The following is a 12,652-nucleotide window of genomic DNA, read 5'->3' on the forward strand; positions in this document are numbered from 1 at the left end:
CCTTCCCGAACAGAGTAGTTAAGCCCGCCTGCGCAGATGGTACTGCAGTTATGTGGGAGAGTATGTCGTCGCCTTTCTTTAAAAACCCTATTCATTTATGTGAATAGGGTTTTTTGTTTTATAAAAAGTTGGTAAAATATATTTAATTCAACCCTTACCATTAGAATTTAGGATCAAGAACAAAAGTTGGGGATTATGCAAATAACTTAGTTAATCTAAATAGGAAGAAATCAACTTTTCTGGGATCATAACGAAAACCTGTGGAGTAGCAAAAATTAGGCATATATGTTCGTTAGTCTAAACAGGAAAAATTCTATGTTTCTCACTCCTCTAAATTGAGATCTAAAAGCTTTTATTTTAGCATTGAAAGATTCCGCTGAAGCATTGGTACTTCTGTTATCAAAATAGTTTAAGATTGTTTGATAATGATTCTGTATTGATCTAGATATTGTATTAAATGATTTAAACTCAGCTTGAGCTACTTTTTCATGCCATCGAGCTAATTTACTTAGACCGTAAATTTTATCGGTAGTATTCTCAAAAACATTTCGTAAGTCTTGACATAGCTGGTATGCTTTTTCAATATCAGGATACAATTCGAATAAAAATCTCGCTCTTTCAGATTGGTTTTCAGACCATTTTGATTTGTTTTTATATAAGATATAACGGCTTCTAGCTAATAGTTGCTTAATGGTATCACCGTTTGATAGTATTTTGGGTTCGAATTTAGCTTTTGTGGATTTAGCTTTTTCAATAGCATCATTCTCGATGTCAATTGCTTGCCATCTATATTTAATCCTGATTTCGTGTAAAGCTTCGAGCGCTAGTTTTTGGACATGGAATCGGTCCGTAACTCTTACTGCATTAGAGAAGCATTTCTTAGCAATAAGACCCATGTTAGCCGCCATATCGAGTGTTATTTCAGTAACTGAATTCCTTAGCTTTAATGGTATTTTTTCTAGTATAGCAATTACTGTTTCTGCTTTGGTTCCAGCAATCATGGCTACTATAGTTCCCTTTCTACCTTTGCCAGCTTTATTGGTTACAATAGTATAGAGTTCGCCATTAGAGAGAGACGTTTCATCTATTGATAATCTTTTTCCAATGTTTTCAGGAAAAATAAGCCATTGTTTTGCGTGCGACTTTTGTTTCCAAGCTTTAAAATCACTTAGGTAATCTTTGTACTGATATTGCAAATTTCTTCCAGAAACCCCATAGAAAGAGGCTATAGCTTTACAATTATTTGGGTTGGAATCTATTGATCTCTTTTAAAAAAGACGCAAACTCCTGTGTTACACGAGTTCCGTCAGCTACTAAATTCCAATCTCTAAAAACTACTTTTCCAGTGTCTTCGTTCAGCCATCTTCTACGAGTAATATGCAGGTATACTTGATGTCCACGAATAGGAAAATCCTGAACAGTTATCTCATCAAAGAAGCCTTTTGAACTTAATTTAAAAGGTCTGTATTCTTTGGGAATCGAATTAATCTCTTTTAGATACAAATGAAGTATCTCCTGTTCCTTTTTATAAGAGGTCAATTCAAAGTATTCAACAATTATTTCGGGTAATAGTAACTTGATTAGTTCGCTGTAGGAATCTTGCATTTGCTATAATTTGGAATCACAAATATCTAGATTTTAATATTTCCCCACAACATTATGTATTGATCCAGAGTATGTCGTCGCCTTTCTTTAAAAATACTTCATCATTTAGATGATAGGTTTTTTGTTTTATGAAACTTTGGGAATTAATTAAAAACTGATCGAACAGAGAAGTAAATCCCGAAACTTCGGGACGCCTGCGCAGATGGTACTGCAGTTATGCGGGAGAGTATGTCGTCGCATTTCTTTAAAAACCCTTACTTAGTAAGATGAAGGGTTTTTTCTTTTCGAACTGGTTGGGACTTTAGAATCTAATAAAATTTTTATTAAATGTCTGGTTTCTATTTTTATTACTAAATGGGAATTTTAGTTTTTCCAAATTTTATAGATTATCTGTCACTACTTTCTTAAATTCAGCTTTCAGTGTTACTGTTAAATATTTATGATCTTAAACCCAAATCTAAGTAGAGTGGGCAAAAGTTTCATAGGAATACATTATAAAAATCTTGTGCCTTCTTAGTTGGAACTTCTGAATTGTTTACAGTATTACTTTAAGAGAGATATTCTTTTAAAAAAAGACTAAGCTCAATTAATAAAAAAATCATTTCTTAAAGTATTCAAGTTTTATGAATATAACTAAATGATTATAATTTTTATGACTAGTAAATTGATAATTTTATCTCTTCTTCTCTCCTAACCACCACTTTGGTTTATATTCTTTTCGCTTTAAACCAAATTGTTTGATTGCGTGATTTCTTAAATGATTAATTACTTCTTCTTCAGAATCTGTTACAAACAGTAAATTCATATCTTCTGGGCTGATACTTTCATCATCAACCATCTTTTGCATGTGATTAATAATATCCTCGTGATAAACCGAATTAAAAATAATTATAGGGAAATCGTCAATAATATTATTTTGAACCAAAGTAAGTGCTTCAAATAATTCATCCAAAGTTCCTATTCCGCCTGGCATCACTACAAAGGCATATGAATACTTTACTAATATTACTTTTCTAACAAAGAAGTAAGGGATATAAATCCATTTATGCACGTAAGGATTTGGTTTTTGTTCTCTAGGTAAAACAATATTTGTTCCAACAGAATAGCCACCATTTTCGTATGCTCCTTTATTTGCAGCCTCCATAATACCCGGACCTCCGCCAGTCATTATAGTAAATCCTAACTTTGCTATTCCTGCAGCAATTCTTTCAGTACTTTGGTAATGATCCGTCTCTGGGCCAAAGCGAGCAGAACCGAAAACGGTAACGCACGGTCCGATAAAATGCATCTTTTGAAATGATCTTATAAAGTGATATCCTACTTGGAACACAAACGAAAGATTTTTTAATCTAGAAAGAGGTGCTTTAACAAATAATGATTCCGTTTTTGAAAGACGGTATTGTTTTTCCTTTGCCATAAAAGATTATAGTAGTTTAAATAGTAAAGGTGAGTTTTAGAATTAAGTTTCTATAAACATCTTTATCCAATTAGAGTAATAGCTTTTTTAATAATGACTCTAGAACAGATTTTTTAATTAAAATTTTATTTATTGCTTTTCTCAAGAATATTCTTAATTATTTCTTGCTTAGTTAGTACGCCTGACTGTCTCCATAATTGTTGCCCTCTTTGATATAGGATCATAGTTGGGACACCGCGAACTTGATACTTAGAAGCAATCTGTTGGTTTTTATCTACATCTACTTTAATTATGGATATTCTTTCGCCTAAACTATCTTTAACTTCTTTTAATATGGGTCCTAGCATTTTACAAGGTCCGCACCAAGTGGCGAAAAAGTCTATTAAAACTGGCTTTTCGGAATTAATAATTGTATCAAATTTACTCATCTTCTTTTATATTTTTTGTTTGGCACAGCGCATCCGTTCACACCACACCCTGAGTTAAAAATTACTTGAATCAAGAAAAATAAACCAAAAGCTATAAAAAACCATTGATTTAAAATATATGCTTGAATAAATAAAAATATTGAAAATGCTAAGCGAGCGAATCGCATAGGATGCCAATTTCTTAAAAGTAAATCTTTCATCTTATTAGTATTTAAGTGTTCCGGTGTAAAAGTTAATAGTTCGTATTTGTTCCGGCATTTGTGATTTAAAAAATCGAACTCAATAGTTATTTGTATGCAATATGTACTCTATAAATCTTTAATAAGTTATTCTTTTCCTATTTACTCTTTATTTGTCTCTAAGCTTTGGATATTGCGAATCTGTTTATTTGTAAATTTTAACTAACGAATAACTCTTTTTTTAAATTCGAAAAATAACTCAGAATCAGTTCGTGGTCCGAAAGAGTTGTAACATTGATCGAAATTAAGAAACTCAAAATAGTACTTAAAAAGTTCGCGATATTCTTCTTTATTGCCACCGAAAGGAGGTCCAATTTCAAATGTTCTATTAAATAGCAGTCCTGCTAATACACCTTGTTCTGATAATAATTGATGCATTTTTAAAACATAATTTTCACGTAAATGTGGAGACAACGCACAAAAAAAAGTTTGTTCAATAATTAGATCGTATTTGCCATTATGTAAAAAGAAATCGCCTAATATTATTTTTATACTTTTATTGTTATCGAATTTATTTTTTAACTCTTGTACTAATGTTGGTGCAATATCAATGATAGTAATATTTGTAAAACCTTTAACAAGCAAATATTCTGCTTCATAAGTATTACCGCATCCAGGAATTAGAATTGCAATATTTTTGTCTTTTAAAGTATTAAAGTATGACTTAATGGGTGGTGAAACAGTTCCTAAATCCCATCCTGTCTTTTTAGCTTTGTATTGATCATCCCAATAGTCTGCGTCTAATTTGTTTTCTTTAGAGTTAGTACAGCATTTGTTATTGTCCATTTAGTAAGTTTTTAATATTTTTTTACCACTAATATATTATATGTAAATAATACTTTGCTTTGTAAAAAAGGTCACATATTTATATTGCATCAAAGAAACATTTATTAATAAATGTAGCAATGCGATTTTTTAAATTTATAAAAATCGCACTACTAATTTCTGCTATTTTAATAATAGAAATTTCATTTACAATACTTTACTTTGACAAACAAAGTCAGTTTTTGGTAAGGTAGTTCTAGAAATGGCATTAAAACCACCTTCAATCTCTGTGAAATTTCTATAACCACGCGCTTCTAAAATTGAGGCTGCAATCATGCTTCTATAACCACCTGCGCAGTGCATATAAAAATGTTCTTTCGAATCAATATCTTTTATCCAGTCATTTATTGTAGCAAGAGGTCTACTATACGATTCTTCAACGTGTTCTGCACTATATTCACTTTCTTTACGAATATCTATAATTTTGCTTTCGCCAACTTTTAGTTCTTTTGCAAATTGTTCCGCTGAAATTCTGTTTATTGTATCAATCTCTTTACCCGATTTTCTCCAACTTTCAAATCCACCTTCAAGATGGCCCATTAGATTATCGAACCCAACGCGACTTAATCTTGTCACAGTTTCTTCTTCTTGACCAACTTCGCAGATTATTAGAATTGGCTGTTTAACATCAGCAATCATAGCACCAACCCACGGAGCAAAATCACCATCTATTCCAATGTTAATAGACTGTGGAATAAAACCTTTTGCAAATACTCCATTTTTACGAGTGTCTAGCATTAATGCTCCAGTTTCTTCGGCAGCAGCTTCAAATTCTACTGCTGATAAAGCTCGCATACCTAAGTTTAAAACATTTTCAAAACTATCGTAACCTTTTTTATTCATCGCTACGTTCATGCCAAAATAAGCAGGTGGCGGTAGTAAACCATCGGTAACTTCTTTAATAAACTCTTGTTCAGTCATATCTGCTCGTAAGGCATAATTTGTCTTTTTTTGCTCACCTATTGTAGAAACCGTTTCTTTACTCATATTCTTACCGCAAGCGCTTCCAGCACCGTGAGCTGGATAAACAATTACGTCATCAGCAAGCGTCATAACTTTCGACCTAAGAGAATGGAATAAAATTGCAGCTAGCTGCTCTTGTGTCATTGAAGCTGCTTTTTGAGCTAAATCTGGTCTTCCTACATCACCAATAAACAATGTATCTCCAGAGAAAATAGCATGATCTTTCCCATTCTCATCAATTAGTAAGAATGTTGTACTCTCCATAGTGTGTCCTGGAGTATGTATTACTTTTATTTTAATTTTACCCACATTAAATACTTGACCATCTACAGCAGAAATACAATCAAATTCACATGTTGCATTTGGACCATATATTATAGGCGCACCAGTTTCTTTACTAAGGTCAATATGGCCAGATACAAAGTCAGCATGAAAATGGGTTTCAAAAATATATTTTAAATTAACTCCGTCTCTCTCTAATCTTTCTAAATAGGGTTTGGTTTCGCGTAATGGATCTATAATCGCAGCTTCTCCATTAGAAGTTATGTAATAAGCTCCTTGCGCTAGACATCCAGTATATATTTGCTCTATTTGCATGATAGTTTTCTTTTATATTTATAGTACAAATTTACCTCTAATTTTTTAGATATAAAGTGACAATTGTTACATTGGTACTTTTGAATCAGTAAGGGTTTTATAAGTTTTTTATTTTTTTCGTAGGAAGTTGAAAGGGTACTATTTTTTATTATCGGTAGGAATCCAAAATAAACAAATTGATTAATGCTATTTAAAAACAATCTTTAAAATTAAATAAATTGATTTAATTAAAGTCTAAGATCTACTTTTTAATTAGCTGCTTTGTGTGATATTTACTTATAATGGTAAATATTGAAATTCGAAAAAAATAGAGGATTTAGAGTAATAAAAGCTTAAGCTATTTTTCACTAATCAGTTTATTTCAACAGTTCGATATTATTTCGGTATAAAGTTACTAGTCCGCGTTGTTCCATTTTTTTTAGTAAACGAGAAATAACTTCTCTAGAAGTATTCAATTCTGTTGCGATTTCTTGATGTGATAACTTTAATTCTTTGCATCCGCATACCTCCGCGTGACGTTTTAAGTAAAACTCAAGTCGCTCGTCCATCGCTCTAAAAGCTATATTATCAATCACTTCAAGAACTTCCTCAAACCTGCTTCTGTACGTGTCAATTACAAATTCGTACCAGCTTCGATGTTGCATCATCCACTTATCCATTAATGGTAATGGCACCATGATTAACTCAACGTCCTCTACGACTTTTGCCATGATTTGGCTTTTTTCATTTTTGGTTGCACATATCATTGAAATTGCACACGCTTGACCTGGCTGGAGATGGTACATGAAAAATTCTCCTCCGTTTTCATCCTCTCGATATACTTTAATTTTTCCGCTGATAACTAAAACCGTATTTTTGATATATTGTCCTGTTCTAATTATTACAGTATCAGTTTCAAATGACTGAATAACTGCATTTGTCTCAATTTCTTTTACTAATTCTGTAGAAAAGGAAGGAAATATATTTTTTGTAGAAGTAAGCATTAAAATGTTTTTTTTCAATAGTTTGTTTTGTAAAAGTACGTTAATTTACGGTCAAAATCTCGATATTGAGTTCTCAAAAGGCTTACGAATATCTAATTGTGATTATAATTTTATAAATTAGCTAAGGCCTTGAGAATTTGCGATTTCGTAAAAAAGAACGAATTTCTGATCCTTATTTGATAGTTACTGTTTTGCGAAAACGTTTTCTTATAAATATTTTCCATTTAACTATGGGTGTTTGGCTTACTGCATAAAAACATTGTAATTTTACAGAAAAAATATCATTATGAATTTAACACAAGAAGACTGGGTTTCAAAATATAAATCTGATGAAAAAGCAGTTGTTTTGGACGTAAGAACCGAGGATGAATTTAATGAAGGTTATATTGCCAGTGCAATAAATATCGATATTCATAGTGGACAGGAATTTATAGATGCTATCGAAAATTTAGATAAAAATAATAATTATTATGTCTACTGTCGTTCTGGAATGAGAAGTGCTAAAGCTTGCGAAATCATGAATCAATTGGGTTTTGAAAACGCTTACAATTTAGAAGGAGGCATTACTGAATGGGACGGAGAAATAATACAGCCATAAAAAAAGACATAAAAAGCTTTTCTAAAACACCAAAATTATAACTATAACAAACCTTCAAATGAGTTTAATACCACAAGAATTTCAGATTACTACATTATTAAATCAAGATACTTACCTAGTTGATGGAGAATTGAAAAAATGGGAAGGCCAGACAACAGCTGTTTTTTCAACAATTTCTTCTACAGATGAATATGCGCCAACTATATTAGGTTCTATACCATTTATGGGAGAGAGTGAAGCTCTTGAGGCAGTGAATGCAGCAAGTAAAGCTTATGATAATGGTCAAGGATTATGGCCAACAATGAAAGTAGCGGATCGAATCAAGTGTATGTCGAATTTTGTTACTCAAATGAAAGCAACACGCACTGAGGTTGTTAAATTTTTAATGTGGGAAATTGGAAAATCTCTTCCTGACTCTGAAAAAGAATTCGATCGTACCGTAGAGTATATTTATGATACTATTGAAGATTATAAATTATTAGACAGGAATAGTTCCCGTTTTACGAAAAGTCAAGGGGTTAATGCTATGGTACGCCGTGGACCACTGGGAGTAGTATTGTGTCTTGGACCATACAATTATCCTTTAAACGAAACGTTCTCGCTTTTGATTCCTGCTTTGATAATGGGAAATACAGTAATTTTTAAACCAGCTAAGCATGGCGTTTTATTAATTTCTCCTCTATTAGAAGCTTTTAGAAGTAGTTTTCCAAGAGGTGCCATTAACATTGTTTACGGTAGAGGACGCGAAGTGGCTTCTCCAATAATGAAATCAGGAAAAGTTGATATTTTAGCTTTAATTGGTAACAGTAAATCGGCGATTGCTTTGCAAGACCAACATCCAAATAAGAACAGATTGCGTTTAATTTTAGGATTAGAAGCTAAAAATCCTGCTATTATTTTACCAGATGCTGATTTAGATTTAGCTATTCAAGAATGTATTTCTGGTAGTTTGTCTTTTAATGGTCAGCGTTGTACAGCTTTGAAGATTTTATATGTACATGAAACGATTGCTGATGAATTCAATAGACGTTTTGCTAAGAAAGTTGATGAATTAGTTTACGGAAACCCATGGGATAAATCAGTGACTTTGACACCACTTCCAGAAAAAGAGAAGCCTGCTTATATTCAAGAATTAATTGATGATGCGGTTAAAAAAGGTGCGAAAATACTAAATGAAAAGGGTGGAAAACACCTGACGAACTACATTTTCCCAGCAGTTTTGTTTCCTATAAATAAAGATATGCGCGTGTATCATGAAGAGCAATTTGGTCCAGTTGTACCGGTTATGACTTTCAAGAACATTCAAGAGCCATTAAATGATATGGCAGAATCAAATTACGGACAACAAGTAAGTTTGTTTGGAAGAGATATTAAAACAATTGCACCTTTAATTGATACTTTAGTGAATTTAGTTTGTCGAGTGAATTTAAACAGTTCATGTCAGCGTGGACCTGATGTGTATCCATTTACTGGACGCAAAGATTCAGCTGTAGGTACATTGAGTATACATGATGCATTGCGTTCTTTCTCAATAAGAACCTTTGTTGCTTCAAAGGACAATGATTATAATAATGGAATTCTCCAAGCTTTATTAGACAGTAAGGAATCTAATTTTATTAATACAGATTATACTTTATAGCAAAATTTTAATATAATAGTAAAGCCGCCTCAATTTTTTGACTCGGCTTTTTTTTTGACTATGTAATTACATTAATTATTGTTCTTTTTCTTAAATAATGTGTAACTTCGAATGTTAATATTGCACTTCCTAAAACTAAATTCAAGGACTAATTTATCTTAAACACAATAGTATCAAAAATAAAATTTTAATAGTCAAAGAAAATATTCACGAAAGACTTCGCAGAGAACCGATATTGACTCACCGTAGGTTGAAATTTATACCTAATGTGATGCTTAATTTAATTAGTTGCTTTATTACACTTTTGATAGTAGGAATTGTGATGTATTTTTTAGTGCGCTATTTACTGCAAACATTTTATCATTTGAATTAATAAAAATGTTTGCTTTTTCACATGTAAAGCTTTCGAACATCTTCCAAGAAATTTTTACTTTTGAAGATATTCATCAATTTTTTTACGAAAAGAATCACTATTCCAGTCTGCCGTCCCAATTTTTGCTACAATGATGTTTCCTTCTTTATCAATAACGTACGTTGCAGGTATTGTAGATGATTCCATTTCCAATGGTGGATTTGATAGTGGCTGAAAAATTGGTAAACTTAATTTTTCTTTATCTAAAAACTTATTAGCTTTTTCGAAAGGGTCGGTGGTGACAAATAAAAACACAACCTTGTTTTGATAATCGTTGTATAATTTTTGTAAACTAGGCATTTCAGCGATACAAGGAGGACACCAAGTAGCCCAAAAATTAATGAATATTATTTTCCCCTTGAATTCCTCTAGTGATACATTTTTTCCTGTTGCATTCACGAGTTGCCATTGATAAGTAGAAAGTACTTTTTGATCTTGGACTTCAATCGTTTTTGGAGCGAATACAATTAATCGGTTTAGTTGAACTTTGACAAAGGTTCCCAAAGGAGTAAATAAAAAAAGTGCTATAAATACTAAAAAAGCAATATTTTTAAATATTTTATTTTTTGATGTTTTCAATTTTGTTTTTGTTTGGTAATTCTTTTCTAATAAATTACTTTAATAATTATCATTCAATATTCTTGTTTGAAATGATTGCACTAACTGCAAAAGCATTCATTGTTTTACAGATTATACCCTGTTAGCAATTTTTCATCAGTCTTAATATCGTAGTTTAACGAACATTTCATCCTTTAAATATCCTTAAATATTCAAAATAATTTTACAATTTGTTGTATTCTAAGTGGTATTCACCAATATGTTTCCTATTGTTTATAATTGATTTTTTATGCTTCAGAAAATTAACAATTCCGATCACAAAGATTGCAAAAGCCGCAATAAAAAGTGCTACTTCAATTACTAAGCTGTTTTCGACCTTAAGTAAATTTCTTAAACTTAAGCCAGCAATCAAAAAATACATGGATGTTCTTAAAAAGGATAGGAGGGTGGATTGATTTGCTAAAATAGTTCTTTGCAAAGCTAGTTTTTCCCTTAAAATTAAATCTTTGTTCATCGTTATTGTTGGATCTTTAATTATTCAAACTCCCTACTTATTAAATCTTTTATCAATTAAGTTAGAGAAATTATAACTTATTATTTGCTTCATCTACTTCTTGCCACGTGCCTCCATTGATTACATTTTTGAAACCATTCTGCTCTAAAATCATCTTTGCATGTCCGCTGCGATTACCACTTCTACAAAAAACGACTATTTGCTCTTTTCCTTTAAATTCATCAATATGATCTAATAACTGATCTAAAGGAATATTTGTTGAGCTTGCGACATGCCCTTCTGAAAATTCTTCTACTGTACGAACATCTACTAAAAATGCATGTTTCACTATCTTTTCTTCCATTTTATTTTAATTTTAAATACTATTATTTTTCTCTTTTTAAAATATTTTTAATTTAAACGGTATTTTTATTGTACCACTAAATTGTTTTGACTTTTCCATTCGTTCATTCCAGGAGAGTAATTTACAATGTTTGTAAAACCATTTCTAGCTAATAACGAATAGCCAATTGCTGCTCTATCGCCTCCCTGACAATGTATGACTACTTTTTTGTCTTTACTTATTTTATCTAAATTATCCATTAAAGCACCTATAAAAACATTTGTAGCACCTTTTATATGGCCTTCATTATATTCAGTGGCGCTGCGTAAATCTATTATTTGAGAATCCTTGTCGGATATTAATTTTTTAAAATCTTCAATATTAATTTGGTTTACTTTCTCAAGCTTTCCGCCATTGTCCTCCCATATTTTAGTTGATGGAATATAGCCTTGAATATTATCTAATCCTATTCGCATTAATTTTCTAGTAAGGTCTTCTAATTGCGTTTCTTCTGCGAGCATAATAAACGGCTCGTTATAACTTAAAAACCAACCCGCCCAAGTAGCAAAAGAATTGTTTCCTTGAATATTAATGCTTTTTGGAATAAATCCTTTAGAGAAAATTGTCTTGTCCCGTGCGTCAATTAATTTCACTCCTTCTGCTAAAGCTTTTAACAACTCTATAGAATCTATTTTTTTTAATTTTGGAACTGAAGTTAAAAGCGGACGATCAACTTTGTTTAATTTTTTCATCATGGCAAAATATTTTGGCGGTTCTGGTTGATCCTCCAATAAATATTTTATAAATCCAGGTTCGTCGTCATCGTACTGAAAAGCCCAATTTCTAATAAGTTCGTAACCAACTGTAGAACTTGGAACGGCACCAAGAGCTTTTCCACATGCAGATCCTGCGCCATGACCTGGCCATAATTGAATATAAGCAGGTAAAGATTCAAATTTTTTAATGGATTGGTACATTTGCTTAGCGCCAATTTCTTGCGTGCCTTTTAAACCTGCTGCTTTTTCAAGTAAATCTGGTCTTCCTACATCACCTACAAATACGAAATCTCCTGTAAACAACATTACTGGTTCTTCGCTTGCGGGAGAATCGGTTAGTAAAAAGCTAATACTCTCAGGAGTGTGACCTGGCGTGTGTATTACTTCTATCTTCAGATTTCCTAAATTTAGAATACTACCATCTATAATATCTGTGTGAGGAAACTCATATTGCCAGTCAGGACCGCCTTCACTTGAAAGATACATTTCTGCACCGGTAAGAGCAGCTAGTTCTCTTGAACCAGCTAGAAAATCGGCGTGAATGTGTGTTTCTAAAACATGAGTAATCTTCATATTATTAGCTTTTGCAATTTCAAGGTACGTGTCCACGTCTCTTTTTGCATCTATAACTGCTGCAACGCCTGCTTTTTGGCATCCTATGAAATAGCTTGCTTGTGCAAGTGTCTTGTCGTAAACGTGTTGAAAAAACATATCTTTTATTTTAAAGTACTTTACAAATTTAGAATCTATTTTCGGTATTCAGCGTGACTAATGTT

Annotated in this window: 14 protein-coding genes; 2 read left to right on the forward strand and 12 right to left on the reverse strand. The window is 31.9% G+C overall.

The genetic code is table 11. From position 1 onward, the window contains the following. Nucleotides 1-275: 275 nt before the first annotated feature. From RCH19_RS09840 to RCH19_RS09875, 8 genes are all read right to left on the reverse strand, one after another. Nucleotides 276-1,196 (reverse strand): transposase, encoded by a 921-nt coding sequence (locus RCH19_RS09840; RefSeq protein ID WP_343023069.1) that lies wholly within the window; start codon nucleotides 1,194-1,196, stop codon nucleotides 276-278. Nucleotides 1,197-1,239: 43 nt separating this feature from the next. Further along, nucleotides 1,240-1,605 (reverse strand): transposase, encoded by a 366-nt coding sequence (locus RCH19_RS09845; protein ID WP_343023070.1) that lies wholly within the window; start codon nucleotides 1,603-1,605, stop codon nucleotides 1,240-1,242. A gap of 673 nt (nucleotides 1,606-2,278) precedes the next feature. Continuing rightward, nucleotides 2,279-3,022, reverse strand: a complete 744-nt coding sequence (locus tag RCH19_RS09850) for a TIGR00730 family Rossman fold protein (RefSeq protein ID WP_343023071.1) — start codon at nucleotides 3,020-3,022, stop codon at nucleotides 2,279-2,281. Between the two features lie 125 nt (nucleotides 3,023-3,147). Beyond that, on the reverse strand, nucleotides 3,148-3,450 hold the full coding sequence (gene trxA / locus RCH19_RS09855) for a thioredoxin (protein ID WP_343023072.1): 303 nt from the start codon (nucleotides 3,448-3,450) through the stop codon (nucleotides 3,148-3,150). Beyond that, nucleotides 3,447-3,650 (reverse strand): hypothetical protein, encoded by a 204-nt coding sequence (locus tag RCH19_RS09860; protein ID WP_343023073.1) that lies wholly within the window; start codon nucleotides 3,648-3,650, stop codon nucleotides 3,447-3,449. Before RCH19_RS09860 ends, trxA begins: the two co-directional genes overlap by 4 nt. 201 nt (nucleotides 3,651-3,851) lie before the next feature. Further along, nucleotides 3,852-4,475, reverse strand: a complete 624-nt coding sequence (locus RCH19_RS09865; RefSeq protein ID WP_343023074.1) for a methyltransferase domain-containing protein — start codon at nucleotides 4,473-4,475, stop codon at nucleotides 3,852-3,854. Nucleotides 4,476-4,661: 186 nt separating this feature from the next. After that, a complete protein-coding gene (locus RCH19_RS09870) occupies nucleotides 4,662-6,074 on the reverse strand; it encodes an MBL fold metallo-hydrolase (RefSeq protein WP_343023075.1) in 1,413 nt (470 codons plus the stop codon). Nucleotides 6,075-6,430: 356 nt separating this feature from the next. Next, nucleotides 6,431-7,057 (reverse strand): Crp/Fnr family transcriptional regulator, encoded by a 627-nt coding sequence (locus RCH19_RS09875; RefSeq protein ID WP_121926456.1) that lies wholly within the window; start codon nucleotides 7,055-7,057, stop codon nucleotides 6,431-6,433. A 286-nt stretch (nucleotides 7,058-7,343) separates the two neighbouring features. Between RCH19_RS09875 and RCH19_RS09880 the strand changes: the two genes are divergently transcribed. Together RCH19_RS09880 and RCH19_RS09885 are read left to right on the forward strand one after the other, a co-directional pair. Further along, a complete protein-coding gene (locus RCH19_RS09880) occupies nucleotides 7,344-7,655 on the forward strand; it encodes a rhodanese-like domain-containing protein (protein WP_343023076.1) in 312 nt (103 codons plus the stop codon). A gap of 58 nt (nucleotides 7,656-7,713) precedes the next feature. Beyond that, the gene (locus RCH19_RS09885) at nucleotides 7,714-9,294 is read left to right on the forward strand and encodes an NADP-dependent glyceraldehyde-3-phosphate dehydrogenase (protein ID WP_343023077.1); all 1,581 of its coding nucleotides are present in this window, start codon (nucleotides 7,714-7,716) and stop codon (nucleotides 9,292-9,294) included. 427 nt (nucleotides 9,295-9,721) lie between these two features. Here the strand turns inward: RCH19_RS09885 and RCH19_RS09890 are convergent, their stop codons facing one another. The 4 genes from RCH19_RS09890 to RCH19_RS09905 form a co-directional block, all read right to left on the reverse strand. Continuing rightward, nucleotides 9,722-10,285: a TlpA disulfide reductase family protein gene (locus RCH19_RS09890; RefSeq protein WP_343023078.1), complete on the reverse strand. Its 564-nt coding sequence runs from the start codon at nucleotides 10,283-10,285 to the stop codon at nucleotides 9,722-9,724. Nucleotides 10,286-10,487: 202 nt separating this feature from the next. Continuing rightward, nucleotides 10,488-10,778: a DUF202 domain-containing protein gene (locus tag RCH19_RS09895; protein WP_343023079.1), complete on the reverse strand. Its 291-nt coding sequence runs from the start codon at nucleotides 10,776-10,778 to the stop codon at nucleotides 10,488-10,490. A 70-nt stretch (nucleotides 10,779-10,848) separates the two neighbouring features. Beyond that, nucleotides 10,849-11,121, reverse strand: coding sequence for a rhodanese-like domain-containing protein (locus RCH19_RS09900; protein WP_343023080.1), 273 nt, complete (start codon nucleotides 11,119-11,121; stop codon nucleotides 10,849-10,851). A 65-nt stretch (nucleotides 11,122-11,186) separates the two neighbouring features. Then, nucleotides 11,187-12,587 (reverse strand): MBL fold metallo-hydrolase, encoded by a 1,401-nt coding sequence (locus tag RCH19_RS09905; RefSeq protein ID WP_343023081.1) that lies wholly within the window; start codon nucleotides 12,585-12,587, stop codon nucleotides 11,187-11,189. Nucleotides 12,588-12,652: the final 65 nt, after the last annotated feature.

Source organism: Flavobacterium sp. PL12 (assembly GCF_039123485.1).
Lineage (GTDB): Bacteria > Bacteroidota > Bacteroidia > Flavobacteriales > Flavobacteriaceae > Flavobacterium > Flavobacterium weaverense.

Excerpts from the sequence above, each read along its gene's own strand:
- RCH19_RS09885 (WP_343023077.1), top strand. The coding sequence starts at position 7,714 with ATGAGTTTAATACCACAAGAATTTCAGATTACTACATTATTAAATCAA.
- RCH19_RS09900 (WP_343023080.1), bottom strand. The coding sequence starts at position 11,121 with ATGGAAGAAAAGATAGTGAAACATGCATTTTTAGTAGATGTTCGTACA.
- RCH19_RS09865 (WP_343023074.1), bottom strand. The coding sequence starts at position 4,475 with ATGGACAATAACAAATGCTGTACTAACTCTAAAGAAAACAAATTAGAC.
- RCH19_RS09875 (WP_121926456.1), bottom strand. The coding sequence starts at position 7,057 with ATGCTTACTTCTACAAAAAATATATTTCCTTCCTTTTCTACAGAATTA.
- RCH19_RS09880 (WP_343023076.1), top strand. The coding sequence starts at position 7,344 with ATGAATTTAACACAAGAAGACTGGGTTTCAAAATATAAATCTGATGAA.
- RCH19_RS09870 (WP_343023075.1), bottom strand. The coding sequence starts at position 6,074 with ATGCAAATAGAGCAAATATATACTGGATGTCTAGCGCAAGGAGCTTAT.
- RCH19_RS09845 (WP_343023070.1), bottom strand. The coding sequence starts at position 1,605 with ATGCAAGATTCCTACAGCGAACTAATCAAGTTACTATTACCCGAAATA.
- RCH19_RS09905 (WP_343023081.1), bottom strand. The coding sequence starts at position 12,587 with ATGTTTTTTCAACACGTTTACGACAAGACACTTGCACAAGCAAGCTAT.
- RCH19_RS09895 (WP_343023079.1), bottom strand. The coding sequence starts at position 10,778 with ATGAACAAAGATTTAATTTTAAGGGAAAAACTAGCTTTGCAAAGAACT.
- RCH19_RS09860 (WP_343023073.1), bottom strand. The coding sequence starts at position 3,650 with ATGAAAGATTTACTTTTAAGAAATTGGCATCCTATGCGATTCGCTCGC.
- RCH19_RS09850 (WP_343023071.1), bottom strand. The coding sequence starts at position 3,022 with ATGGCAAAGGAAAAACAATACCGTCTTTCAAAAACGGAATCATTATTT.
- trxA (WP_343023072.1), bottom strand. The coding sequence starts at position 3,450 with ATGAGTAAATTTGATACAATTATTAATTCCGAAAAGCCAGTTTTAATA.